Annotated in this window: 25 protein-coding genes, 2 rRNA genes and 2 other annotated features (1 of these 29 cut by a window edge); all 27 genes read left to right on the forward strand. The window is 39.5% G+C overall.

Annotated elements, in window-relative coordinates; all coding sequences use genetic code 11:
* Positions 1-441: ribosomal RNA gene (locus BG04_RS11945) — 23S ribosomal RNA — on the forward strand (it extends 2,495 nt beyond the left edge of the window).
* A gap of 63 nt (positions 442-504) precedes the next feature.
* Positions 505-620 (forward strand): 5S ribosomal RNA (rrf, locus tag BG04_RS11950).
* 235 nt (positions 621-855) lie between these two features.
* Positions 856-1,317: a CtsR family transcriptional regulator gene (locus BG04_RS11955; RefSeq protein ID WP_013054895.1), complete on the forward strand. Its 462-nt coding sequence runs from the start codon at positions 856-858 to the stop codon at positions 1,315-1,317.
* A gap of 41 nt (positions 1,318-1,358) precedes the next feature.
* Positions 1,359-1,901 carry a protein-arginine kinase activator protein McsA gene (mcsA, locus tag BG04_RS11960; RefSeq protein WP_016762716.1) on the forward strand — a complete coding sequence of 181 codons (543 nt, stop codon included), beginning with the start codon at positions 1,359-1,361 and terminating at the stop codon, positions 1,899-1,901.
* Positions 1,902-1,904: 3 nt separating this feature from the next.
* A complete protein-coding gene (mcsB, locus tag BG04_RS11965) occupies positions 1,905-2,978 on the forward strand; it encodes a protein-arginine kinase McsB (protein ID WP_013054897.1) in 1,074 nt (357 codons plus the stop codon).
* A 20-nt stretch (positions 2,979-2,998) separates the two neighbouring features.
* Entirely contained in the window at positions 2,999-5,440 is a 2,442-nt protein-coding gene (gene clpC / locus BG04_RS11970) for an ATP-dependent protease ATP-binding subunit ClpC (RefSeq protein ID WP_016762717.1), read from the forward strand.
* A gap of 123 nt (positions 5,441-5,563) precedes the next feature.
* Positions 5,564-6,940, forward strand: a complete 1,377-nt coding sequence (gene radA / locus BG04_RS11975) for a DNA repair protein RadA (protein WP_013054899.1) — start codon at positions 5,564-5,566, stop codon at positions 6,938-6,940.
* Between the two features lie 3 nt (positions 6,941-6,943).
* Positions 6,944-8,023 (forward strand): DNA integrity scanning diadenylate cyclase DisA, encoded by a 1,080-nt coding sequence (gene disA / locus BG04_RS11980; RefSeq protein WP_013054900.1) that lies wholly within the window; start codon positions 6,944-6,946, stop codon positions 8,021-8,023.
* A gap of 147 nt (positions 8,024-8,170) precedes the next feature.
* Complete coding sequence (locus BG04_RS11985; RefSeq protein ID WP_013054901.1) at positions 8,171-9,268, forward strand: PIN/TRAM domain-containing protein; 1,098 nt, start codon at positions 8,171-8,173, stop codon at positions 9,266-9,268.
* Between the two features lie 25 nt (positions 9,269-9,293).
* Positions 9,294-9,995: a 2-C-methyl-D-erythritol 4-phosphate cytidylyltransferase gene (gene ispD, locus BG04_RS11990; RefSeq protein ID WP_016762719.1), complete on the forward strand. Its 702-nt coding sequence runs from the start codon at positions 9,294-9,296 to the stop codon at positions 9,993-9,995.
* Positions 9,992-10,471, forward strand: coding sequence for a 2-C-methyl-D-erythritol 2,4-cyclodiphosphate synthase (gene ispF, locus BG04_RS11995; RefSeq protein WP_013054903.1), 480 nt, complete (start codon positions 9,992-9,994; stop codon positions 10,469-10,471). Before ispD ends, ispF begins: the two co-directional genes overlap by 4 nt.
* Before the next feature lie 105 nt (positions 10,472-10,576).
* Complete coding sequence (gene gltX / locus BG04_RS12000; protein WP_034654914.1) at positions 10,577-12,034, forward strand: glutamate--tRNA ligase; 1,458 nt, start codon at positions 10,577-10,579, stop codon at positions 12,032-12,034.
* Positions 12,035-12,073: 39 nt separating this feature from the next.
* Positions 12,074-12,297 (forward strand) — a binding site (T-box leader).
* A gap of 72 nt (positions 12,298-12,369) precedes the next feature.
* Positions 12,370-13,026, forward strand: a complete 657-nt coding sequence (cysE, locus tag BG04_RS12005) for a serine O-acetyltransferase (protein ID WP_013054905.1) — start codon at positions 12,370-12,372, stop codon at positions 13,024-13,026.
* Complete coding sequence (cysS, locus tag BG04_RS12010; RefSeq protein WP_025753194.1) at positions 13,016-14,413, forward strand: cysteine--tRNA ligase; 1,398 nt, start codon at positions 13,016-13,018, stop codon at positions 14,411-14,413. Before cysE ends, cysS begins: the two co-directional genes overlap by 11 nt.
* Before the next feature lie 7 nt (positions 14,414-14,420).
* Positions 14,421-14,846: a Mini-ribonuclease 3 gene (locus BG04_RS12015; RefSeq protein WP_013054907.1), complete on the forward strand. Its 426-nt coding sequence runs from the start codon at positions 14,421-14,423 to the stop codon at positions 14,844-14,846.
* A complete protein-coding gene (rlmB, locus tag BG04_RS12020; protein WP_013054908.1) occupies positions 14,836-15,579 on the forward strand; it encodes a 23S rRNA (guanosine(2251)-2'-O)-methyltransferase RlmB in 744 nt (247 codons plus the stop codon). Before BG04_RS12015 ends, rlmB begins: the two co-directional genes overlap by 11 nt.
* Positions 15,580-15,581: 2 nt before the next feature.
* Entirely contained in the window at positions 15,582-16,091 is a 510-nt protein-coding gene (locus BG04_RS12025; RefSeq protein ID WP_016762723.1) for an NYN domain-containing protein, read from the forward strand.
* Positions 16,092-16,159: 68 nt separating this feature from the next.
* On the forward strand, positions 16,160-16,810 hold the full coding sequence (sigH, locus tag BG04_RS12030; RefSeq protein WP_013054910.1) for an RNA polymerase sporulation sigma factor SigH: 651 nt from the start codon (positions 16,160-16,162) through the stop codon (positions 16,808-16,810).
* Between the two features lie 81 nt (positions 16,811-16,891).
* Positions 16,892-17,041 carry a 50S ribosomal protein L33 gene (gene rpmG, locus BG04_RS12035; RefSeq protein WP_013081365.1) on the forward strand — a complete coding sequence of 50 codons (150 nt, stop codon included), beginning with the start codon at positions 16,892-16,894 and terminating at the stop codon, positions 17,039-17,041.
* A 53-nt stretch (positions 17,042-17,094) separates the two neighbouring features.
* Positions 17,095-17,274, forward strand: a complete 180-nt coding sequence (secE, locus tag BG04_RS12040; RefSeq protein ID WP_013054912.1) for a preprotein translocase subunit SecE — start codon at positions 17,095-17,097, stop codon at positions 17,272-17,274.
* A gap of 195 nt (positions 17,275-17,469) precedes the next feature.
* Positions 17,470-18,003 carry a transcription termination/antitermination protein NusG gene (gene nusG / locus BG04_RS12045; protein ID WP_013054913.1) on the forward strand — a complete coding sequence of 178 codons (534 nt, stop codon included), beginning with the start codon at positions 17,470-17,472 and terminating at the stop codon, positions 18,001-18,003.
* Between the two features lie 165 nt (positions 18,004-18,168).
* On the forward strand, positions 18,169-18,594 hold the full coding sequence (gene rplK / locus BG04_RS12050) for a 50S ribosomal protein L11 (protein WP_013054914.1): 426 nt from the start codon (positions 18,169-18,171) through the stop codon (positions 18,592-18,594).
* A gap of 110 nt (positions 18,595-18,704) precedes the next feature.
* Positions 18,705-19,400, forward strand: coding sequence for a 50S ribosomal protein L1 (gene rplA / locus BG04_RS12055; protein WP_013054915.1), 696 nt, complete (start codon positions 18,705-18,707; stop codon positions 19,398-19,400).
* Between the two features lie 65 nt (positions 19,401-19,465).
* Positions 19,466-19,609: a sequence feature (ribosomal protein L10 leader region), on the forward strand.
* Positions 19,610-19,649: 40 nt separating this feature from the next.
* A complete protein-coding gene (gene rplJ, locus BG04_RS12060) occupies positions 19,650-20,150 on the forward strand; it encodes a 50S ribosomal protein L10 (RefSeq protein WP_013054916.1) in 501 nt (166 codons plus the stop codon).
* A 44-nt stretch (positions 20,151-20,194) separates the two neighbouring features.
* The gene (gene rplL, locus BG04_RS12065) at positions 20,195-20,557 is read left to right on the forward strand and encodes a 50S ribosomal protein L7/L12 (RefSeq protein WP_013054917.1); all 363 of its coding nucleotides are present in this window, start codon (positions 20,195-20,197) and stop codon (positions 20,555-20,557) included.
* Positions 20,558-20,669: 112 nt separating this feature from the next.
* Positions 20,670-21,272: a class I SAM-dependent methyltransferase gene (locus BG04_RS12070; protein ID WP_013081367.1), complete on the forward strand. Its 603-nt coding sequence runs from the start codon at positions 20,670-20,672 to the stop codon at positions 21,270-21,272.
* A 245-nt stretch (positions 21,273-21,517) separates the two neighbouring features.
* Positions 21,518-25,081 (forward strand): DNA-directed RNA polymerase subunit beta, encoded by a 3,564-nt coding sequence (rpoB, locus tag BG04_RS12075; RefSeq protein WP_013081368.1) that lies wholly within the window; start codon positions 21,518-21,520, stop codon positions 25,079-25,081.
* Positions 25,082-25,106: the final 25 nt, after the last annotated feature.

The following is a 25,106-nucleotide window of genomic DNA, read 5'->3' on the forward strand; positions in this document are numbered from 1 at the left end:
ATCTCCCCCAAGAGTCCACATCGACGGGGAGGTTTGGCACCTCGATGTCGGCTCATCGCATCCTGGGGCTGTAGTCGGTCCCAAGGGTTGGGCTGTTCGCCCATTAAAGCGGTACGCGAGCTGGGTTCAGAACGTCGTGAGACAGTTCGGTCCCTATCCGTCGTGGGCGTAGGAAATTTGAGAGGAGCTGTCCTTAGTACGAGAGGACCGGGATGGACACACCGCTGGTGTACCAGTTGTCTTGCCAAAGGCATCGCTGGGTAGCTATGTGTGGACGGGATAAGTGCTGAAAGCATCTAAGCATGAAGCCCCCCTCAAGATGAGATTTCCCATAGCGCAAGCTAGTAAGATCCCTGAAAGATGATCAGGTTGATAGGTCAGAGGTGGAAGCGTGGCGACATGTGTAGCTGACTGATACTAATCGATCGAGGACTTAACCAAACTTTTAAAAGCGTAAGCTTTACTCAGCAAACTGTTACCTAGTTTTGAGAGAGCAATCTCTTGTCTGGTGGCGATAGCGAAGAGGTCACACCCGTTCCCATACCGAACACGGAAGTTAAGCTCTTTAGCGCCAATGGTAGTTGGGACTTTGTCCCTGTGAGAGTAGGACGTTGCCAGGCACCTGAAAAAGGACTAGCTATTTTAGCTAGTCCTTTTTTGTTTACAATTTATTTGTTTTATGAAAAAGTATAGTAAGGACAATAAAATTCACGATTTGCAGGTTTTGAAATAAATTTTAGTGGCAACGATAAAAGTAAAGAATAAACTTTAATAGTACATAGTTGAAAATTTTTTCGTTTCCTTTTATATTTAAATTAAGGTCAAATATAGTCAAAGTCAGAAGGAGGGGGCAGTGTGCCAAATATCTCTGACATTATCGAACAGTATTTAAAACAAGTACTTGAATTAAGTGAAAGAGAAATTGTTGAAATAAGGCGCAGTGAGATTGCTGATAAATTTCAATGCGTTCCGTCGCAAATTAATTACGTTATCAATACCCGTTTTACAGTTGAGAGAGGTTATCTTGTAGAAAGTAAGCGAGGCGGCGGCGGTTTTATTCGTATTGCAAAAGTAAAAATGCATGATGCAGCGGATTTGTTTCAGCAAGTAATTGAGATGATTCAAAATGAAATTTCACAAGTAAGTGCTGAAAACGTCATTATTAGGTTAGTTGAAGAAAAAGTCATCACAGAACGAGAAGCAAAAATCATGTTGAGTGTTATCAATCGTTCAGTTATTAATATTGAACTTCCTTATCGTGATGAGCTAAGGGCTAATCTTTTAAAAGCAATGCTTAATTCATTACGCTACCGATAAGCTCATGATCTATTTTATTTAGAACAGGGAGTGATGACAGGATGATTTGTCAGCAATGTGAAACGAGACCTGCAACTCTTCACTTCACAAAAATCATTAATGGTGAAAAGACGGAGATGCATGTATGTGAACAATGCGCTTCAGAAAATGGAGATGCATTTTCTTTTTCAAATCAGCAAGGTTTTTCAATCAATAACTTACTAGCTGGCCTACTTAACCTAGATCCAGCAGTAACTGAAAATTATAAGCAACAAAGTCAGGAGATTCTTTCTTGTCCTACTTGTGGCATGACATATCAAAAATTTGCTAAAATCGGCAGGTTTGGATGTGCAGATTGCTACAAAACATTCGAGCGACCTCTTATTCCTTTCTTGAAGAGGCTGCATGGAGGTAATTATCTGCATCATGGAAAAATACCAGCAAGAATTGCAAGTAATCTTCATTTAAAAAAGGAATTACAGGCATTAAGATTGAACTTAAAAGAGTATATCGAAAAAGAGGAGTTTGAGAAAGCAGCCGAACTCCGAGATCACATTCGGTTACTAGAAAAGAAGATGAACGAATCGAGAGAGGAGGAAGCGTAATTCATGTCCCAGGATTTGTTCTTTTCCCAGCCTGTTAGCTCTTGGATGCGTCAAGAAGCTTCGAATTCAGATATTGTTCTAAGCAGTCGAATCAGGCTGGCTCGAAATTTAACTCATTATCTTTTTCCAACTCTCTTTTCTAAAGAACAAGCAGTTGAAGTGGTTCGAGTATTCGAGCAAGTTTTTCAAAAAAGTGAAAACACCAATCAGTGGAATTTGCATTTACTAAAGATGAACGAATTACAACCTCTTCAAAAGCAAGTGTTGGTTGAAAAGCATCTTATCAGTCCTAACTTGGCTGAAGGAGATAACAACGGAGCTTGTTTTTTATCAGAAAAAGAAGATTTGAGTATTATGGTTAATGAAGAAGATCATTTACGCATACAATGTTTATTTCCAGGTCTTCAATTATCTGAAGCTTTAAGCACAGCGAATAAAGTAGATAATTGGATTGAGAAATACGTAGATTATGCGTTTGATGAAAATAGAGGGTATTTAACCAGCTGTCCCACAAATGTGGGTACTGGGCTACGTGCATCTGTGATGATGCATCTGCCGGCTTTAGTGATGACCCGTCAAATTCATCGTATTATTCCCGCTATTAACCAGCTTGGCTTAGTGGTGAGAGGAATTTATGGAGAAGGTAGCGAAGCCTTAGGGAATATCTTTCAAATTTCTAATCAGATAACCTTAGGGAAATCTGAAGAAGATATTGTGGCAGATTTAAATAGTGTCGTACAGCAGTTGATTACACAAGAGCACTCTGCAAGAGACGCGCTGTTTAAAACATCTCATGTAGAGTTAGAAGATCGAGTGTATCGTTCATATGGAGTATTGGCCAATAGCCGTATTATTGAGTCAAAAGAAGCTTCACAATGTTTATCAGATGTTCGATTAGGAATCGATTTAGGGTATATAAAAGGACTGAGTCAAAATATATTGAATGAACTTATCATTATGACGCAGCCAGGCTTTTTACAAAAGTATTCGGGAGGTCCTCTAAAGCCTCAAGAACGTGACATTAAAAGAGCCACCTTAATTCGAGAACGTCTCACTATAAATAAAAACACAAATTAAACGTGGAGGGTGACGATTATATGATGTTTGGTAGATTTACAGAGCGCGCACAAAAAGTATTAGCTTTAGCACAGGAAGAAGCACTACGCCTAGGTCACAACAACATTGGAACGGAGCATATTTTATTAGGTATCGTTCGTGAAGGTGAAGGAATTGCAGCAAAAGCTCTTTCTGCTCTAGGCCTAAGCACTGAAAAAATTCAAAAAGAAGTGGAAGCATTAATTGGCAGAGGCCAAGAATTAACGCAGACCATTCATTATACACCTCGAGCGAAAAAAGTCATTGAACTTTCAATGGATGAAGCCCGAAAGCTTGGTCATTCTTATGTAGGAACAGAACATATCTTACTAGGCTTAATTCGTGAAGGTGAAGGCGTTGCAGCACGCGTTTTAAATAATTTAGGTGTCAGCCTAAATAAAGCTCGTCAGCAAGTGCTTCATTTATTAGGTAGTAATGAAGCTGCTTCAAGTCATCAAGGCGGAGGCTCTTCAAACGCTAATACACCTACGCTAGACAGCTTAGCACGCGATTTAACAGTTGTAGCGCGCGAAGGAAGCTTAGACCCTGTTATCGGACGTGGGAAAGAAATTCAGCGTGTTATTGAAGTGTTAAGCCGACGTACAAAAAACAATCCTGTATTAATTGGGGAGCCAGGTGTCGGTAAAACGGCAATCGCTGAAGGTTTGGCTCAGCAAATCGTCAACAATGAAGTTCCAGAAATTTTACGTGACAAACGCGTTATGACTTTGGATATGGGAACGGTCGTTGCTGGTACAAAATACCGCGGAGAATTTGAAGATCGCTTGAAGAAAGTAATGGATGAAATTCGTCAAGCAGGTAATATCATTCTCTTTATCGATGAGTTACACACATTAATTGGCGCTGGTGGCGCAGAAGGTGCTATCGATGCTTCTAATATTTTAAAACCGTCTCTTGCTCGTGGAGAACTTCAGTGTATCGGTGCTACGACTTTAGATGAATACAGAAAGTACATTGAAAAAGATGCAGCGTTAGAGCGTCGCTTCCAGCCAATTCAAGTGGATGAACCAACGTTGGAAGAGTCTGTTCAAATCTTAAAAGGGCTTCGTGACCGTTATGAAGCGCATCACCGAGTATCTATTTCTGATGAGGCAATCGAGCAAGCGGTGAAACTATCAGATCGCTACATTTCCGATCGTTTCTTACCGGATAAAGCAATCGATTTAATTGATGAAGCTGGTTCAAAAGTGCGTTTACGTTCATTTACAACGCCGCCAAATTTAAAGGAATTAGAGCAAAAATTAGAATCAGTACGCAATGAAAAAGATGCGTCTGTTCAAAGTCAAGAATTTGAAAAAGCAGCATCTTTACGAGATACAGAGCAACGCCTACGCGAAGAATTAGAAGACACAAAGAAAATTTGGAAAGAGCAGCAAGGTAAAGAAAACTCAGCTGTAACCGTAGAAGATATTGCGATGGTGGTATCTAGCTGGACGGGTGTACCGGTCTCTAAACTGGCACAGGAAGAGACAGAAAGACTGCTGAACATGGAAGAGATTCTTCACTCTCGTGTAATTGGGCAAGAAGAAGCGGTAAAAGCAGTGGCAAAAGCTGTGCGCCGTGCTAGAGCAGGCTTGAAAGATCCAAAACGTCCAATTGGTTCATTCATTTTCTTAGGACCAACAGGGGTTGGTAAAACAGAGCTTGCACGTGCATTAGCGGAGTCAATCTTCGGGGATGAAGATGCAATGATTCGTATCGATATGTCTGAGTACATGGAGAAACATTCTACTTCCCGATTAGTAGGTTCACCTCCAGGATATGTTGGATACGAAGAAGGCGGCCAGTTAACGGAAAAAGTAAGAAGAAAACCTTACTCAGTTGTTCTTTTAGACGAAATTGAAAAAGCGCATCCGGATGTATTTAACATTTTATTACAAGTGTTAGAAGATGGACGCTTAACAGATTCAAAAGGCCGTACAGTTGATTTCCGTAATACGATTTTAATTATGACATCAAACGTAGGTGCTGATACATTAAAACGAAGCAAGCACTTAGGGTTCACAGTAGAAGCAGAAGGGCAAGACTACAAAGATATGAAAGGAAAAGTAATGGCGGAAATGAAGCGCGCTTTCCGTCCGGAGTTCCTAAACCGTATCGATGAAATTATCGTCTTCCATTCATTAGAGAAACCTCACTTAGCTGAAATCGTTAAATTAATGGCGGATCAGTTAACAAAACGCTTAAAAGAGCAAGAAATTGATCTTGAGTTAACAAAAGAGGCAATTGATAAGATTGCAGAGGAAGGTTTTGATCCAGAATACGGTGCTCGTCCACTTCGTAGAGCAATTCAAAAACATATTGAAGACCGTTTATCTGAAGAGCTGCTAAAAGGAGTTGTTCAAAAAGGTCAGAAAGTGACGCTAGATGTAGACAAAGGAGAATTTGTTGTTAAATCCTCCGCTCCAAGCAGCATCAGCTAAATTTACTCAAACCAAGACGAGGCATACGAAAAAACACGTATGCCTCCCTTTTTATTTTAGCTTAGGAAATAGTGTACAATAGAGATAGAAATCGATTGAATGAACGGAGAGATTGATAACATAATGGCGAAACGAAAAACAAAATTTGCATGTCAGCATTGCGGATATGAATCAGCAAAATGGATGGGGAAATGTCCTGGATGCGGAAGCTGGAATTCTATGGTAGAAGAAATGGAAGAAACGAAATCATCACGCCGAGGAGCTTTTTCCGGAGCTACTGCTTCTAAAGTTCAAAAACCTCAGTCAATTACAGCGATTGAATCTACAACAGAACCACGAATTTTTACACCTTCTGCAGAGTTAAATCGTGTATTAGGTGGAGGTATTGTCCGAGGCTCACTCGTTTTAATAGGGGGAGATCCGGGTATCGGAAAGTCTACTTTACTTTTGCAAACCTCTGCGCAGTTAGCAATGAAACAAAATAAAGTACTATATATTTCGGGAGAGGAATCAACCAAGCAAACGAAGTTAAGAGCGGACAGGTTAGGTGTAAAAGCTGAAGAGCTTTATGTTCACGCAGAAACAAACTTAGAATTAATACTAGAGGCCATCTCAAGCATGCAGCCTGATTTTGTGGTGATTGATTCAATTCAAACCATTTACCATGCTGATGTCACATCAGCGCCAGGAAGCGTCTCACAGGTGCGAGAGTGTACGGCTGAACTAATGCGTGTTGCTAAAACGAATGGAATTGCCATCTTTATTGTGGGGCATGTAACGAAAGAAGGGGCCATTGCAGGTCCAAGACTTCTTGAACATATGGTGGATACGGTTCTTTATTTTGAAGGAGAGCGTCATCATACGTATCGTATATTAAGAGCGGTTAAGAACCGGTTTGGGTCTACAAATGAAATGGGCATTTTTGAAATGAAAGAAAGTGGGCTAGAAGAAGTATTGAATCCGTCTGAAATCTTTCTAGAAGAACGGTCTCAGGGAGCAGCAGGGTCGGTTGTTGTCGCTTCAATGGAGGGGACAAGACCCGTATTAGTAGAGCTGCAGGCGCTAATCAGTCCAACGAGCTTTGGAAACCCTAGAAGAATGGCGACGGGAGTAGATCATAATCGCGTTTCGCTTATCATGGCTGTTTTAGAAAAGCGTGTAGGAATGCTGCTGCAGAATCAAGATGCTTATTTAAAAGTAGCAGGTGGAGTGAAATTAGATGAACCAGCAATTGATTTAGCTGTAGCCGTTAGCATTGCTTCAAGTTTCAGAGATGCTGCTTCTAGCGCTACAGATGTTATTGTAGGAGAGGTAGGATTAACAGGTGAAGTACGCCGAGTATCTAGAATTGAACAGCGCGTTCAAGAAGCGGTAAAATTAGGGTTCCAACGAATTATTATCCCAGAGAAAAATTTAGGAGGATGGAAAGTCCCAGATGGTATTGATGTGATTGGGGTATCAACAGTAGCGGAGGCTCTGCAATATACATTAGGAGGATAAGCAGTGGAAGGAGAAAAAACAACAGTTAGTCAAAAACAAATATCAGAAATTCTGCAGTTTGTAGCACCAGGAACCCCTATTCGTGACGGTATCGATAACGTCTTGCGGGCAAAGACGGGCGGCTTAATTGTTATGGGCTACAATGAACAAGTCAAAAAGATGGTAGATGGAGGATTTTCGATTAATTGTGCATTTACACCTGCGCATTTATACGAGTTAGCCAAAATGGATGGAGCGCTTATTTTAAACGACAGTGGAAGCAAGATATTATTTGCTAATGCTCAGCTCATGCCAGACCCCTCTACTCCTTCTTCACAGACAGGAATGCGACACCGTACAGCAGAGCGCGTAGCTAAGCAGTCAGGTGTATTGGTGATAGCCATTTCACAAAGAAGAAATGTGATTACGCTTTACAAAGGGTCTCTGCAGTATGTATTGAAAGACATTAGCGTTATTTTAGCAAAAGCGAATCAAGCGCTTGGAACACTTGAGAAGTACAAGGCGGTATTAGACGAATCGATTACAAGTCTCAGTGCATTAGAGTTTGAAGAGCAAGTAACTCATACAGACGTGCTGCAGTCGCTTCATCGTACAGAAATGGTTCTGCGTATTAAAAATGAAATTTTGAGCTATATTAGCGAGTTAGGAACAGAAGGAAGACTAATCCGTCTCCAAATGAATGAACTACTTTCCCACTTAGAGGAAGAAGCAACTTTATTAATCAAAGATTATATGTATGACCTCAGCTTTGACCCTTACCGAGTAATTGAACGCATGCAGCAGCCATCAAATAATGTTCTTCTCGATGACCAGACGCTTCTTCGCTTAATGGGATATCCCATGTATACAAGCTTTGAAGACAGCGTTATTCCTAGAGGGTATCGAATGCTTCATAAAATTCCAAGACTTCCATCGATTATTATTGAAAATCTCATTGATGAATTAGGGGATTTAAAAACGATAGCAGATGCGTCGGTAGAAGAATTGGATGAGGTAGAAGGCATCGGTGAAATTCGAGCACGGAAAATCAGAGAAGGCCTAAAAAGACTAAAAGAGCAGCATCTTACAAACCGTCAGCTATAGGATATTAATTGACATTAAATGTTTGATTCATTAAGATATTGTGAAAATACAAAAAAAGTGACAGTTTGTTTACAAATTCTGTTTTTTGGTTAAATAACAGGTTTCAATCATTGTAAACTGTTTATAATGATAAAAGGAGGTGAAGGCGTGTTAAAACGTTTTGTACAGTTATTTTTTATTATTACAGGTGGTACATTGGGCGTCTTTTTTATACCTGAACTTATTCAATTATTAAATCTGCAAGATGTAGCATTTCTAGAAAAGCCTTACGTCGATGCAATACTGGGAGCCATTTTGTTTTTCCTTGTCACGTTTTGGATTGTTGATTATATAGTTGAATTAATTCGCCGAGTGGAAGAGGCGTTACTGAAGGCGCCTGTAACGGATGTGCTTTTTGGGAGCTTAGGATTGATTTTAGGGCTTATTGTAGCCTACTTGGTCGGAGCTTTTTTAGGCAGAATTCAACTTCAAGTAGTAAGTACCATTTTACCAATCTTTCTAAGTATTCTTTTAGGTTACTTAGGGTTTCAAGTCGGATTTAAAAAACGTGATGAACTTGTAAGCGTGTTTTCGATGCCAGCTCGAATTGGGAAGAAAAAAGGACAAGAAGAAGAAACAGATAACGAAGAATCATTAAAGTCTCTTAAGATTTTAGATACAAGCGTTATTATTGACGGCCGTATCGCAGATATTTGTCAAACAGGATTTTTAGACGGAACGATTGTTATTCCGCGCTTTGTGCTTGAGGAACTTCAGCATATTGCTGATTCGTCGGATGTTCTAAAACGAAACAGAGGTAGACGAGGTCTAGATATTCTAAACCGTATTCAAAAAGAACTGGCAATGAAGGTAGAAATTTATGAAGGCGATTTCGAGGACATTCAAGAAGTAGACAGCAAGCTGGTTAAACTAGCAAAGCTGACTTCCGGTTTGGTCGTGACAAACGATTTTAATTTAAATAAAGTATGTGAACTTCAAAATGTTGGCGTTTTAAATATCAATGACTTAGCAAATGCCGTCAAGCCAATTGTACTTCCAGGAGAAGAAATGAACGTATTGGTTATAAAAGACGGTAAAGAGCACAATCAAGGTATTGCCTATCTTGATGACGGTACAATGATCGTGGTAGAAGAAGGAAGAAATTATATTGGAAAGCAAATTGATGTACTGGTGACGAGCGTACTCCAAACCTCAGCAGGCCGTATGATTTTTGCGAAACCTAAGTTATTAGAAAAAGCACTGTGACGTAACAGGTAAAGGGAGTATACCTATGAAGTATGAAATTATCGTGTTAGCTGCAGGTCAGGGGAAGCGAATGAAAGCGGGGCGGAACAAACAATTTTTAACTATTCAAAACGTTCCGCTTATCATTCATACGCTGCAAAAATTCGAACAAGATCCTTGGTGCAGTGGAATTGCACTAGTCGTAAACGAAAAAGAAGTAGAGATTTTTGAAGAGTTATTAATCGAATATCCAATTCAAAAGGTTCAATCATTGACAGTTGGAGGCGATGAACGTCAACATAGCGTTTATAACGGTCTTAAAAGTTTAAAGCAGGCTCAGATGGTATTAATTCATGATGGCGCTCGTCCATTTGTTCAACAAAACACAATCCATGAGTTAGTAGAAAAAGCTGCTAGTGATAAGGCTGCTGTGCTGGCTGTTCCAGTAAAAGACACAATTAAGCGTGTGGAACAGGGTACTGTCATTGAAACAGTTGAGCGCTCTAGCTTGTGGGCTATTCAAACGCCGCAGGCTTTTCTTTTTGATGTAGTAATGGATGCACACGAAAAAGCAAAAACAAATGAATACTTAGGCACCGATGATGCAAGCTTAGTAGAAAAAGCGGGGCAAAAAGTATCGATTGTAGAGGGGAATTACGATAATATAAAACTAACAACACCAGAAGATTTGTTATATGCAGAAGCTATATTAACAAAGCTAAACAGGACTGAAGGAGTGGAAAAATGAACATTCGAGTAGGACAAGGTTTCGACGTACATGAATTTGCAGAAGGAAGACCTTTAATCATCGGCGGTTTAGAAATTCCGTATGAAAAAGGATTATTAGGCCATTCAGATGCAGATGTGCTGTTACATACAATCGCAGATGCCTTATTAGGAGCGGCGGCTAAAGGAGATATCGGAAAGCATTTTCCAGATACAGACCCTGAATTTAAAGATGCTGATTCAGCAAAGCTTCTTCAACATGTATGGAAACTACTAAAAGATGAAGGTTATGAATTAAGCAATGTAGATTGCACGATTATTGCGCAAAAACCTAAAATGGCTCCTTACATTGAACCAATGAGAGAGCGTATTGCGCAGCTGTTAGAAGCAAGCATTTCTCAAATTAACGTCAAGGCAACAACAACAGAAAAGTTAGGCTTCACGGGACGTGAAGAAGGAATTGCCGCCCAAGCAGCCGTTTTAGTTTATCAAAAATAAAAACAGTTGACTTTGACAGATACCTATTTGGTGATAAAATTAGAACATGTCTAAAACATATAAATACATACTATAAGTAATATTAAATTGGAGGTCATCTTAGTTATGTCAAGCGAAGTAAGAGTTCGTTATGCCCCGAGTCCAACTGGACATCTTCATATAGGGAATGCAAGAACAGCACTATTTAATTATTTATTTGCACGAAATCAAAACGGTAAATTTATTATCCGTATTGAAGATACAGATCAAAAGCGTAATATCGAAGGCGGAGAAGAAAGTCAGCTGCGCTATTTAAAATGGTTAGGTATTGAATGGGATGAGAGTATCGACGTAGGCGGCGAGTACGGTCCTTACCGCCAGTCTGAACGTACGGAAATCTATCAAAAATATACGGAAGAACTTCTTGAAAAAGGATTAGCTTATCACTGTTACTGTACGTCAGAAGAGCTTGAAAAAGAGCGTGAAGAACAGCAGGCGAACAGTCAAATGCCGCGCTATTCAGGTAAGTGCCGTAACTTAACAGCTAAACAGCGTGCTGAACTAGAAGGAGAAGGCCGCGAGCCAAGCATTCGCTTCCGTGTTCCTAGTAACACAGAAATTAAATGGAATGATATTGTCAAAGATGAAGTATCATTTGAGTCTGAAGGCATTGGTGACTTCGTTATTGTGAAAAAAGACGGTACACCCACATATAATTACGCTGTAGCCATTGATGATTATCTAATGAAGATGACACATGTTCTACGCGGAGATGACCATATCTCTAATACACCGAAGCAAATTCTTGTGTATGAAGCTTTAGGCTGGACGCCTCCTGTATTTGGTCATATGACATTAATCGTAAATGAAAATCGCCGTAAGCTAAGTAAACGTGATGAGTCAATCATTCAGTTTATTGAGCAATATAAAGAATTAGGTTACTTGCCGGAAGCACTGTTTAATTTTATTACAATGCTTGGTTGGTCACCTGTGGGAGAAGAAGAAATCTTCTCTAAAGAACAGTTCATTGAAATTTTTGACCCAGCTCGTTTATCAAAATCTCCAGCACTATTTGATACAAGCAAATTACGTTGGATGAACAACCAATACATGAAAAAATTGGATTTAGACGAGGTAGTAGCTTTATCAGTTCCGCACTTAGTGAAAGCTGGAAAAGTTGAAGAAGCGCGCGATGCAGAAACAGAACAATGGGTACGTGACTTAGTTGCTCTATACCAAGAACAAATGAGCTTTGGCGCTGAGATTGTTGAACTTACTGAAATGTTCTTTAAGAAAGAAATTGATTACAGTGAAGAAGCAAAAGCAGTGCTTGCTGAAGAACAAGTACCGGAAGTGTTAAAAGCATTTGCTGAAGAGATTTCTTCCTTAGAAGAATTCAGCGCTGATGAAATTAAGGCAGCAACAAAGGCTGTACAAAAAGCAACAGGTCAAAAAGGTAAAAAACTATTTATGCCAATTCGTGTAGCAACAACAGGCGAAACACATGGTCCTGAGCTTCCAAAAGCTATTTCTCTTTTAGGAAAAGAAACAGTTTTAGCTCGTTTAGAAAGCATTTATAGTTAACAAATTTCTATTTTGCCCATATGATAAAATAATCAAATATGGATATCGTTGAGAAGGAAGAGTAGGCAAGTTCATTGCATATCAGAGAGGGTTATCACCGGCTGAAAGTAACCTATGACAAAACTTGTTGAAGTGCGCCTTTGAGTCTTTTGTTGAATGCTACTAAGTAAGTAGGCAAAAGCGGGTACTTTCACGTTATGAGAGAAGAGTTGGGATCGTTTGTTGATCCAAACAGAGTGGAACCGCGTATATACGTCTCTGTGTCATTTGACATAGGGGCGTTTTTTTATACAATCAATGAGTAGATAGAGAAATAGCGGAATTGGGGTGAGATGATGCTAAAGTTGTTAAAGGAAGACATTGAGGCCATATTTGAACAAGATCCTGCAGCAAGAAGTTATATTGAAGTGATATTAACCTATTCAGGGTTGCATGCTATTTGGGCACATAGATTAGCTCATGGGCTTTTTAAAAGAAAGTGGTTTTTTCTGGCACGTGTAATCTCACAAATTAGCCGATTCTTCACAGGGATTGAAATTCATCCGGGTGCGAAAATTGGCCGCCGATTTTTTATTGACCACGGGATGGGAATTGTTATTGGGGAAACGTGCGAAATTGGAGATAATGTAACAGTATATCAAGGAGTAACACTCGGAGGAACAGGGAAAGAAAAAGGAAAGCGTCACCCGACGATCGAAGACAATGTCTTAATTGCAACAGGTGCTAAAGTGCTAGGGTCGATTACGATTCATGCGCACTCCAAAATTGGAGCGGGCTCAGTTGTGTTAAATGACGTCCCAGAAAACTCAACGGTTGTTGGTATCCCTGGCCGAGTCGTCATTCAAAATGGCGTCCGGATTCCAAAAGATTTGAATCATCAAGATTTGCCAGATCCAGATGCAGAGCGTTTTAAACAGCTAGAGAAAGAAATTTTACACCTGCAAAATCAATTAAAGGAATTAAAAGAAGGGAAGATTCACCATGGCAATTAAGCTATATAACACGTTAACACGTCAAAAAGAGACGTTTGTACCGCTGGAAGAAAACAAAGTCAAAATGTACGTGTGCGGACCGACCGTGTATAACTATATTCATATTGGAAATGCGCGTCCTGCAATCGTATTTGATACGGTGCGCCGCTATTTAGAATTTAGAGGTTACGATGTAGAGTATGTCTCAAACTTCACAGATGTGGATGATAAATTAATTAAGGCAGCAAAAGAGTTAGGAGAAGATGTTCCAACGATCGCAAACCGCTTTATCGATGCCTACTTTGAAGATACGTCAGCTCTTGGATGCAAGCATGCCGATGTGCATCCACGCGTAACTGAAAATATGGATATCATTATTGAGTTCATTGATGAACTGGTGAAAAAAGGATATGCATATGAGTCAGAGGGTGATGTATACTATCGTACACGTAAGTTTGAAGGATACGGAAAATTATCACATCAATCTATTGATGAATTGCAATCCGGTGCTCGTATCGAAGTTGGAGAAAAGAAAGAAGATCCATTAGACTTTACTCTTTGGAAAGCAACCAAAGATGGGGAGATCGCATGGGATAGCCCTTGGGGTCAAGGAAGACCAGGCTGGCATATCGAGTGCTCTGCGATGGCACGCAAGTATTTAGGTGATACAATTGATATCCACGCAGGCGGTCAGGATTTAGCTTTCCCTCATCATGAAAATGAAATCGCCCAATCAGAAGCGCTCACTGGGAAATCGTTTGCGAAATACTGGCTTCATAACGGATATATCAATATTGATAATGAAAAGATGTCTAAATCACTAGGGAACTTCGTGTTAGTTCATGACATTATTAAAAAGCATGATCCGTCCCTACTTCGATTCTTTATTTTATCTGTTCACTATCGTCACCCGATTAACTATAACGAAGAAATTTTAGAGAATACGCGCAAAGGGTTTGAGCGTCTGCAAACAGCTTACGGCAACTTAACTCACCGTCTAGAGGCAGCAACAAATCTTCAAGAAGATGCTTCAGAATGGTTCGAAAAGCTAAAAGAGCTTCGCGAAACGTTTGTTGAAGAGATGGATGATGATTTTAATACGGCAAATGCCATTTCTGTTCTGTTCGAGCTAGCAAAGCAAGCTAACTTGTATTTATTAGAACAAACAACGTCTACAGATGTAATTGAAGCCTTTATTAAAGAGTTTAAAGAATTAGGTGCTGCAATAGGCATTACGTTTGGAGAAGCTGAACTTCTAGACGAAGAAATTGATCAATTGATCCAAGATCGTATTCAGGCTCGTAAAGATCGTAATTTCCAATTAGCAGATCAAATTCGAGATGAATTAAAGGCTAAAAATATTATTTTAGAAGATACCGCACAAGGAACAAGATGGAAAAGAGGATAATAGTGTTATGAGCAGCAGTAAATTAGATGTAAAACAGCTAAATAGCTTAGCTCTTGCTTATATGGGTGATGCGGTGTTTGATTTACATGTTCGCCGCCACCTGCTGGTGTTAGGGACAGTGCGCCCTAACCAGCTTCATAATAAAGCTAAAAAATATGTATCAGCAAAAGCACAAGCGCAAATCGTATATTATTTTAAAAATGAAAACTTTTTTACTGAAGAAGAAGAAGGTGTACTGCGCCGAGGACGCAATGCAAAGTCCGGTACAGTCCCTAAAAACACAGATGTGCAAACGTATCGCTACAGTACAGCATTTGAAGCGGTCGTAGGCTATTTGTATCTTTTAGGTGAAGAAGAAAGAATGATGGAACTTATTACTAAAGCTATCTCTTTCGTCGATGAAGGAGAGGGAGGAATGAATCATGGAACATGAATTTATTATTGGACGTAATCCGGTCCTAGAAGCCCTAAAGTCTGGGCGTGACATTAACAAACTATGGATTGCCGAAGGATCGCAAGGCGGTTCTATGGGGCAAATCACGCAGTTAGCAAAACGTAATGGTGTATTAGTGCAGTTTGTACCGAAAAAGAAAATTGAACAAATGGTAGACGGTATTCATCAAGGAGTAGCTGCACAAGTTGCTGCTTATCAATATGCAGAGTTAGATGATTTATTTAACTTAGCGGAAAAACGTAATGAAAGTCCGTTTTTTCTTCTGCTAGATGAGCTTGAAGATCCCCATAATTTAGGTTCTATTATGCGAACAGCCGATGCCGTTGGCGCACACGGTATTATTATTCCAAAGCGCCGTTCAGTTGGATTAACGGCCACTGTAGCTAAGGCCTCTACAGGAGCGATTGAACATGTTCCCGTAGCAAGGGTAACAAACCTATCAAGGACGATTGATGAATTAAAAGATCGAGGCGTATGGATTGTTGGAACAGATGCGAAAGAAAGCGATGATTATCGCAACTTAGATGGAGGTATGCCGCTTACGTTAGTGATTGGAAGCGAAGGAAAAGGCATGAGTCGTTTGATTCGTGAAAAATGCGACTTCCTTGTACAACTTCCGATGGTTGGGCATGTTACATCGTTAAATGCATCTGTAGCAGCTAGTCTTCTCATGTATGAGGTTTACCGAAAACGCCATCCTCTAGGTGAATAAGAATGGATATTCTACTGGTGGATGGTTATAACATGATAGGTGCGTGGCCCGACCTAAGAAAGCTTAGAGATAATGATTTAGCCGGTGCTCGAGACCTGTTAATCGAAAAGATGGCAGAGTATCAAGCATATATGGGGTACCGTGTCATTATTGTCTTCGATGCTCATATGGTCGAAGGAATTGAAAAGAAGGCAAAAAATCATAAGGTTGACGTTGTATTTACAAGAGAAAATGAAACAGCGGATGAGTACATTGAAAAGCTGGCTCAAGAGCTAAGCAATGTAAAGACACAGATTCATGTTGCTACATCTGATTTCACGGAGCAGTGGGCAATCTTTGGACAAGGTGCGCTCAGAATTTCTGCTCGAGAATTGTACAACGAAATTGAGCAGATTGAGAAACATATTAATCTTGATGTGAAGTCTATTCAAAATCAAAAGCCAGCGGCACGCATTCAACTTTCCAATCAAGTAGCCGAAATTTTCGAAAAATGGCGTCGGGGACAGCGGTGAGGTTATTGACGGTACGGAATTAGCTACTGTATAATATTTCTATCTACTGTGCGGTCGGGGGGATCGATATGGGCGATAATTATGGGAGAAAACTGCATGCTCATTTCGAACAACAAGAGGATGAAACAGTTGTCGATCTTGTGCATAAAGGCGATATTGACGCATTAGAGTATTTGATTCATAAATACAAAAACTTTGTGCGAGCAAAGGCGCGGTCATATTTTTTAATTGGGGCAGACCGTGAAGATATTGTACAAGAAGGTATGATAGGGTTATATAAGGCAATTAGAGATTTTAGAGAAGATAAGCTAACTTCGTTTAAAGCTTTTGCTGAACTTTGCATTACCAGGCAAATTATTACCGCTATTAAAACCGCAACAAGGCAAAAACATATTCCATTAAACTCTTATGTATCATTGGACAAGCCAATATATGATGAAGAGTCCGACCGAACCTTAATGGATGTTATTTCGGGGACAAAAGTAGCAAATCCAGAAGAGTTGCTCATTAATCGAGAGAAGTTTGATGATATTGAATTAAAGATGGCTGAACTTTTAAGTGATCTTGAGCGAAAAGTTCTCGTTCTTTATTTAGATGGTCAATCTTATCAAGAGATTTCAGAAGAGTTAAACCGCCACGTCAAATCCATCGATAATGCACTTCAGCGTGTGAAAAGGAAATTAGAGCGCTACCTCGAGATTCGTGAAATCACAATGTAGCCTTCTATCCTCATATTGACATGCTAAGAAAGTCTGTGATACTTTTTTATAGACATTATCACTCTATAGGTGGTTGACATTATGCGTAAAAAAGTTGTACTTGCGTGTGTGCAATGCGCTAGTCGTAACTATACGACTATGAAAAACACACAGCAAAACGAAGAGCGTTTAGAAATGAAGAAGTTTTGCAAAACGTGTAACGCACATACGATTCATCGTGAAACAAAGTAGATCAATAATCTGCACAGACTAATACCCCTTTTAATTTATTGGAGGTTACAAACATGAACCGTGTAGGAAATTTCTTACGTGATGTTGGGCGTGAGATGAAGAAGGTAAGTTGGCCTAAAAAAAATGAGCTAACTCGTTATACAATTACTGTTATTTCTACAGTTGTATTTATGACACTCTTTTTTGTAGTAGTTGATTACGGAATTTCGTCACTTATTCGTTTAATCCCTTGAATAAATTGACTTAAATCATGGTATAATAAAGCTAAATTATGTTTTTTTCAGAAAAGCCCGGAGACGGGTTTTTTAATTTGCTTTAAGAATGATTGTGCTAGGAGTCAACTATTTTCCTAGTGCGTTGTCTGTGCAATAGATTAGGACATCTTATTTTATAGTGAGCTGGGAGGGAAGGACGTATAGTCCTCAGAAATGGAGAAAAATTGGTATGTAGTCCATACTTATTCTGGATATGAAAATAAAGTAAAAACAAATTTAGAAAAGCGCGTAGAAACAATGGGTATGCAAGATAAAATTTTCCGCGTTGTTGTTCCTGAAGAAGAAGAAAGAGAAATTAAGAACAACAAAGAAAAGATTACAAAGAAAAAAGTATTTCCAGGGTACGTGTTAGTTGAAATCATCATGACGGATGATTCATGGTATGTAGTTCGTAATACACCTGGCGTTACAGGCTTTGTAGGTTCAGCAGGTTCTGGCTCAAAGCCAACTGCTCTTCTACCAGAAGAAGTAGAAATGATCTTAAAACAAATGGGCATGGACGAGAAGCATGCTGACTTTGACTTTGAACTAAAAGAAACAGTATTGGTTCAAGAAGGTCCGTTTGCAAACTTCGAAGGTACCATTGAAGAAATCGATACAGATAAACGTAAAGTTAAGGTTCATGTGGATATGTTCGGAAGACAAACGCCAGTAGAGCTAGACTTTACACAAATTGAAAAAATATAATCTGTAAGACCTTGCAATTCATGAAGTTTAATGTTAATATTTCATAAGTCAGTATGTCTCAAAACTAGAGACTAAAACAACTATTTCTTTATTTTATATATAAAGAACATTGAGTGGGAGGGCATCGCCCTATTACCACATCACGGACTTAAGGAGGTGTGTCTCGTGGCTAAAAAAGTAATTAAACTTGTTAAGTTACAAATTCCTGCAGGTAAAGCAAATCCAGCGCCACCAGTTGGTCCTGCATTAGGTCAAGCCGGTGTTAACATCATGGGTTTCTGTAAGGAGTTTAACGCTCGCACAGCTGATCAAGCTGGTCTTATCATTCCTGTTGAAATCACGGTATTTGAAGACCGTTCATTTACATTTATTACGAAAACTCCACCTGCTGCTGTACTACTTAAGAAAGCGGCTGGTATTGAGTCTGGTTCTGGTGAACCAAACCGTAATAAAGTTGCAACAGTCAAGCGTGACAAAGTGCGTGAGATTGCTGAAACTAAAATGCCTGACTTAAACGCTGCTAGCGTTGAATCTGCAATGCGCATGGTAGAAGGTACAGCGCGCAGTATGGGAATCGTAGTTGAAGACTAATTCCATTTGATTGGGTGTTAGAAGGTTGCGAGAAATGGAAGTTTTCCTATGCTCGCAACCTTTATTAGTGGGAGGTTATTCCGTTAAAACCACATAAGGAGGAAACAAAAATGGCTAAAAAAGGTAAAAAGTACGTTGAAGCTGCTAAGCTTGTAGATCGTACACAAACTTATTCAGTACAAGAAGCGATTGAATTAGTAAAGAAAACAAACACAACTAAATTTGATGCAACTGTAGAAGTAGCATTCCGTTTAGGAGTTGACCCTAAGAAAGCTGACCAACAAATTCGTGGTGCAGTAGTACTACCAAACGGTACAGGTAAAACTCAACGTGTATTAGTATTCGCTAAAGGCGAAAAAGCTAAAGAAGCTGAAGCTGCAGGCGCTGACTACGTTGGCGATGCTGACTACATCAACAAAATCCAACAAGGTTGGTTCGAGTTCGATGTAATCGTAGCTACTCCAGATATGATGGGTGAAGTTGGTAAACTTGGTCGTGTATTAGGACCTAAAGGTTTAATGCCAAACCCTAAAACTGGTACAGTAACATTTGATGTTCAAAAAGCAGTTAACGAAATCAAAGCTGGTAAAGTAGAATACCGCGTTGATAAAGCTGGTAACATCCACGTACCAATCGGTAAAGTATCTTTCGAAGAGAGCAAGTTAGTTGAAAACTTCACTACAATCTTCGAAACTATGGTAAAAGCTAAGCCGGCAGCAGCAAAAGGCACATACATGAAGAACGTAGCTGTTACTTCAACAATGGGCCCTGGTATCAAAGTTGATACTGCTTCATTCTCTGCTTAATAAATTTGGAAATAAATCGGTGTTGACTTTTTGAAAGTCCCTGATTATAATAGATAATGTTGTTAAAAAGAATAACATTTGTACCGTAGACAGTAGGTGCTGCAAAGCTTAATTTCCTACCGAGGTGTGTGAGATAAATTAGTGAAACGTTATGGTTCGCTTACTACACCTCCATGTCTTTATTGTCATGGAGGTTTTTTATTGCACCTTGTCTGAGTGTACGGAAGGAAATCTACAGGAGGTGTAAAGATGAGCAACGTAATTGAACAAAAGAAACAAGTCGTAGACGAAATTGCTGAAAAACTTCAAGCGAGTAACTCAATAGTTGTCGTTGACTACCGTGGTTTGAATGTTGCTGAAGTTACTGAACTTCGTAAGCAATTACGTGAAGCAGGCATTGAGTTCAAAGTTTACAAAAACACTTTAACTCGCCGTGCTGTAGAAAAACTTGAACTAACAGATCTTAATGATGCGTTAGTAGGTCCAAATGCAATCGCATTTGGTGGAGAAGATGTTGTTGCTCCAGCTAAAATTCTAAACAACTTCGCGAAAGAACACGAAGCGTTAGAAATCAAAGCTGGTGTAATTGAAGGTAATGTTGCATCTGTTGAAGAAATTAAAGCACTTGCAGAACTACCATCTCGCGAAGGCTTACTTTCTATGTTGCTTAGCGTGCTTCAAGCTCCAATTCGCAACCTTGCTCTTGCTACAAAAGCTGTGGCAGATCAAAAAGAAGAACAAGGTGCATAATCTAGTCTGTTATATATAACACAATCACAAGGAGGAAATTAACAATGACTCAAGAACAAATCATTGAAGCAGTTAAAAATATGACTGTTTTAGAACTTAACGATTTAGTAAAAGCAATCGAAGAAGAATTTGGCGTAACTGCTGCTGCTCCTGTAGCTGTAGCTGGCGGTGCTGCTGGTGAAGCTGCTGCTGAGAAAACTGAATTTGACCTAGTACTTGAAAGTGCTGGCGGACAAAAAATCAAAGTTATCAAAGTAGTACGTGAAATCACTGGTCTTGGCTTAAAAGAAGCTAAAGAAATCGTTGATAACGCTCCAAAAGCTCTTAAAGAAGGTATTTCTAAAGAAGAAGCTGAAGAAGCAAAAGCTAAACTTGAAGAAGTTGGCGCTTCTGTAGAAGTTAAGTAATTATTGCTTAACAACTGATATAAAAAAGCTCGCTTGTACAAGCGAGCTTTTTTGCTTCTGTCATCCTTTTCATTTATAGTAAAGAAGAACATATTGATTAGGAGGTTCTATTTTGACAGAACATTATTTTTCTAATACACCATCGTCTGCAAGTAATGAAGAGCGCTTTTCATTTGAATTGAGAGGAACCTCTTTTTCATTTACGAGTGACCGCGGTGTTTTTTCAAAAAAAGAGATCGATTTTGGATCGCGCCTGTTAATTGAAACGTTTCAAATGCCCGAGAGTCCCGGCCCGCTTCTGGATGTTGGATGCGGATATGGCCCAATTGGGTTGGCGCTTGCAAAAGAGGACAGCCAAAGAAACGTCCATATGGTTGATGTTAATGAACGTGCATTAGCACTAGCTCAAAAAAATGCTGAAGTTAATTCAGTATCAAATGTTTCAATCTATCAAAGCTCTTGCTATGAAAATGTGAAGGAAACGAATTTTGCAGCTATTCTTAGTAATCCGCCGATCCGTGCGGGTAAAAAAGTTGTTCATGAAATTCTAGAAAAATCATTAGATCACCTTGCTGACCAAGGAGAACTTTGGATTGTGATTCAGAAAAAGCAAGGAGCGCCATCTGCTCTTGCGAAATTAGAATCTCTATTTAATGAAGTAGAAGTAGTAGAAAAGAAAAAAGGGTATTATATCATATGTGCTAAAAAATGTTGACTAATATTTTTTAGTATGTTAGCATTATAAAATGCCAATATATAAATATTCCATATAAGCTCGGGTTATACATAAAATAAAAGGTATAATTTTGAATTATATGGGAAAAACTAATAAAATCAATAGTACGTTTTTATGAAATTGTGGTTTTCTATTTAAAGAGACCATTTTTCTTTTGTTCAATAATAAACATATGGTTTATTATATATTTTGAATAATAACGCTTGATTTGAGGGGTGAATCAGTTGACAGGTCAACTAGTTCAGTATGGACGCCACCGCCAACGCAGAAGTTATGCTCGTATTAGTGAAGTTTTAGAGTTACCGAACTTAATCGAGATTCAAACGGCTTCATACCAATGGTTTTTAGATGAAGGTTTACGAGAAATGTTCCAAGATATTTCTCCGATTGATGATTTTACAGGTAACTTATCACTAGAATTTATTGATTACAGCTTAGGTGAGCCAAAGTATTCAGTAGGAGAGTCCAAAGAACGTGATGTAACTTATGCAGCACCTCTTCGTGTTAAGGTGCGGTTAATTAATAAAGAAACAGGTGAAGTAAAAGACCAAGATGTGTTCATGGGAGATTTCCCATTGATGACCGAAACAGGTACCTTTGTGATTAATGGTGCTGAGCGTGTTATCGTATCACAGTTGGTTCGTTCACCAAGTGTTTACTATAGTGGAAAGCTTGATAAAAACGGTAAAAAAGGATATACAGCAACTGTTATCCCTAACCGTGGTGCATGGCTAGAATATGAAACTGATGCAAAAGATGTAGTATACGTGCGTATTGATCGTACTCGTAAACTGCCAGTAACAGTGCTGTTACGCGCGCTAGGTTTCGGTTCTGACCAAGAGATTATCGATTTAATCGGTGATAATGAATACATCCGTAATACGCTTGAAAAAGATAATACGGAAACAACGGAAAAAGCGCTATTAGAAATCTATGAGCGTTTACGTCCGGGTGAACCACCGACAGTTGAGAATGCGAAGTCTCTATTAGTATCTCGCTTCTTTGATCCAAAACGATATGACTTAGCGAACGTAGGTCGCTATAAAATTAATAAAAAGCTTCATATCAAACATCGCTTATTTAATCAAAAGCTAGCTGAAACATTAGTTGATCCTGAAACAGGTGAAATTATTGCAGAAAAAGGCGCAATGATTGACCGCCGTCTGCTAGATCGCTTGATTCCGATGCTTGAAGGTGGAGTAAACTTCAAAACTTATAGTCCGGTTGGTGGAGTAGTAGAAGACGATGTTACATTACAATCTATTAAGATTTATGCGCCAAATGATCCAGAAGGTGAAAAAATCATCACTGTATCAGGTAACGCATATGTAACAGAAGAAGTTAAAAATATCACACCTGCTGATATTTTAGCATCAATCAGTTACTTCTTTAACTTGCTTCATCAAGTAGGAGACACAGATGATATCGACCACTTAGGTAACCGTCGTCTGCGTTCTGTAGGTGAATTGTTACAAAACCAATTCCGTATCGGTTTATCTCGTATGGAACGTGTTGTTCGTGAAAGAATGTCAATTCAAGACACGAATACAATCACACCTCAACAATTAATTAATATTCGCCCAGTTATTGCGGCGATTAAAGAGTTCTTTGGAAGTTCTCAATTATCACAGTTCATGGATCAAACGAATCCATTAGGCGAATTGACGCACAAACGTCGTCTTTCAGCTCTAGGACCTGGTGGTTTAACGCGTGAGCGCGCTGGTTTTGAAGTGCGTGACGTTCACTACTCCCACTATGGCCGTATGTGTCCGATTGAAACGCCAGAGGGTCCGAATATCGGGTTAATTAACTCACTATCTTCTTATGCAAAAGTAAACAAATTCGGTTTCATCGAAACACCTTACCGTCGTATCGATCCTGAAACAGGTAAAGTGACAGAGCGAATTGACTACTTAACAGCTGATGAAGAAGATAACTATGTTGTAGCCCAAGCGAACGCTCGTCTAGGTGATGATGGTTCATTCTTAGATGAAAATGTCGTTGCACGTTTCCGTGGAGAAAACACGGTTATCCGTCGCGATCGTTTAGATTATATGGATGTATCACCAAAACAAGTTGTATCTGCCGCTACAGCATGTATCCCATTCTTAGAGAACGATGACTCTAACCGTGCATTAATGGGTGCGAACATGCAACGTCAAGCAGTACCTTTATTAAATCCTGAAGCACCAATCGTAGGTACAGGTATGGAATACGTATCTGGTAAAGACTCTGGTGCAGCCGTGATTTGTAAATATCCTGGCGTTGTAGAGCGCGTAGAAGCAAAACAAATTTTTGTTCGCCGCTATGAAGAAGTAGACGGACAAAAAGTTAAAGGTAACTTAGATCAATACAAATTATTAAAATTTGTTCGTTCTAACCAAGGTACTTGTTACAACCAGCGTCCAATTGTTTCAGTTGGCGACGAAGTAGTAAAAGGTGAGATCTTAGCCGACGGTCCTTCAATGGAAAAAGGTGAGCTTGCTTTAGGACGAAACGTAATGGTTGGTTTCATGACATGGGATGGTTACAACTATGAGGATGCCATCATCATGAGTGAACGCCTTGTGAAAGATGATGTATATACGTCTGTTCATATTGAAGAATATGAATCTGAGTCTCGTGATACGAAGCTTGGACCTGAAGAAATTACGCGTGACATTCCAAACGTAGGTGAAGATGCGCTTCGCAACTTAGATGAGCGTGGAATCATCCGCATTGGTGCAGAAGTAAAAGACGGAGATCTTTTAGTTGGTAAAGTAACGCCAAAAGGTGTAACAGAACTAACAGCTGAAGAACGTCTTCTACACGCTATTTTCGGTGAAAAAGCGCGTGAAGTTCGTGATACTTCTCTTCGTGTACCGCACGGCGGCGGTGGAATCATTCTTGATGTTAAAGTCTTCAACCGTGAAGATGGCGACGAATTACCACCAGGTGTAAACCAATTAGTCCGTGTATATATTGTTCAGAAGCGTAAAATTTCTGAAGGTGACAAAATGGCCGGTCGTCACGGTAACAAAGGTGTAATTTCACGTATTTTACCTGAAGAAGATATGCCTTATCTACCAGACGGTACGCCAATTGACATCATGTTAAACCCATTAGGGGTACCATCTCGTATGAACATCGGTCAGGTGCTAGAGCTTCATTTAGGTATGGCTGCTCGTAAGCTTGGCATTCACGTTGCGTCTCCAGTATTTGATGGTGCGCGTGAGGAAGATGTGTGGGCAACAATCGAAGAAGCTGGCATGTCTCGTGATGCTAAAACAGTTCTATATGATGGTCGAACAGGTGAACCATTCGATAACCGTGTATCAGTAGGAATCATGTACATGATCAAACTTGCTCACATGGTAGACGATAAACTTCACGCTCGTTCTACTGGACCATACTCACTTGTTACACAACAACCACTTGGTGGTAAAGCGCAGTTCGGTGGACAGCGTTTTGGTGAGATGGAGGTATGGGCACTTGAAGCATACGGTGCTGCTTACACATTACAAGAGATCTTAACAGTGAAATCAGATGACGTAGTAGGTCGTGTGAAAACATACGAAGCAATTGTTAAAGGTGAAAACATTCCAGAACCTGGCATACCTGAATCGTTCAAAGTATTAATTAAAGAACTACAAAGTTTAGGTATGGATGTGAAGATGCTTTCTGCTGACGAGCAAGAAATTGATATCATGGACTCAGAAGAGGACCATGAGCAACCAACAGAATCAATTATTGCTGATAACGAAGAAAGCCTTTCTGAAGGACAAAAAGATCCTGTCACAAAAGAGTAAGGAATTACTTTCATATAAACGTTAA

Origin of the sequence: Priestia megaterium NBRC 15308 = ATCC 14581 (assembly GCF_000832985.1) — a bacterium.
Taxonomy (GTDB): Bacteria; Bacillota; Bacilli; order Bacillales; family Bacillaceae_H; genus Priestia; species Priestia megaterium.

What these genes read in the sequence shown, in the direction of transcription:
- mcsA (WP_016762716.1), top strand. Translation starts at nt 1,359, where the DNA reads ATGATTTGTCAGCAATGTGAAACGAGACCTGCAACTCTTCACTTCACA.
- mcsB (WP_013054897.1), top strand. Translation starts at nt 1,905, where the DNA reads ATGTCCCAGGATTTGTTCTTTTCCCAGCCTGTTAGCTCTTGGATGCGT.
- clpC (WP_016762717.1), top strand. Translation starts at nt 2,999, where the DNA reads ATGATGTTTGGTAGATTTACAGAGCGCGCACAAAAAGTATTAGCTTTA.
- radA (WP_013054899.1), top strand. Translation starts at nt 5,564, where the DNA reads ATGGCGAAACGAAAAACAAAATTTGCATGTCAGCATTGCGGATATGAA.
- ispD (WP_016762719.1), top strand. Translation starts at nt 9,294, where the DNA reads ATGAAGTATGAAATTATCGTGTTAGCTGCAGGTCAGGGGAAGCGAATG.
- ispF (WP_013054903.1), top strand. Translation starts at nt 9,992, where the DNA reads ATGAACATTCGAGTAGGACAAGGTTTCGACGTACATGAATTTGCAGAA.
- gltX (WP_034654914.1), top strand. Translation starts at nt 10,577, where the DNA reads ATGTCAAGCGAAGTAAGAGTTCGTTATGCCCCGAGTCCAACTGGACAT.
- cysE (WP_013054905.1), top strand. Translation starts at nt 12,370, where the DNA reads ATGCTAAAGTTGTTAAAGGAAGACATTGAGGCCATATTTGAACAAGAT.
- cysS (WP_025753194.1), top strand. Translation starts at nt 13,016, where the DNA reads ATGGCAATTAAGCTATATAACACGTTAACACGTCAAAAAGAGACGTTT.
- BG04_RS12015 (WP_013054907.1), top strand. Translation starts at nt 14,421, where the DNA reads ATGAGCAGCAGTAAATTAGATGTAAAACAGCTAAATAGCTTAGCTCTT.
- rlmB (WP_013054908.1), top strand. Translation starts at nt 14,836, where the DNA reads ATGGAACATGAATTTATTATTGGACGTAATCCGGTCCTAGAAGCCCTA.
- BG04_RS12025 (WP_016762723.1), top strand. Translation starts at nt 15,582, where the DNA reads ATGGATATTCTACTGGTGGATGGTTATAACATGATAGGTGCGTGGCCC.
- sigH (WP_013054910.1), top strand. Translation starts at nt 16,160, where the DNA reads ATGGGCGATAATTATGGGAGAAAACTGCATGCTCATTTCGAACAACAA.
- rpmG (WP_013081365.1), top strand. Translation starts at nt 16,892, where the DNA reads ATGCGTAAAAAAGTTGTACTTGCGTGTGTGCAATGCGCTAGTCGTAAC.
- secE (WP_013054912.1), top strand. Translation starts at nt 17,095, where the DNA reads ATGAACCGTGTAGGAAATTTCTTACGTGATGTTGGGCGTGAGATGAAG.
- nusG (WP_013054913.1), top strand. Translation starts at nt 17,470, where the DNA reads ATGGAGAAAAATTGGTATGTAGTCCATACTTATTCTGGATATGAAAAT.
- rplA (WP_013054915.1), top strand. Translation starts at nt 18,705, where the DNA reads ATGGCTAAAAAAGGTAAAAAGTACGTTGAAGCTGCTAAGCTTGTAGAT.
- rplJ (WP_013054916.1), top strand. Translation starts at nt 19,650, where the DNA reads ATGAGCAACGTAATTGAACAAAAGAAACAAGTCGTAGACGAAATTGCT.
- rplL (WP_013054917.1), top strand. Translation starts at nt 20,195, where the DNA reads ATGACTCAAGAACAAATCATTGAAGCAGTTAAAAATATGACTGTTTTA.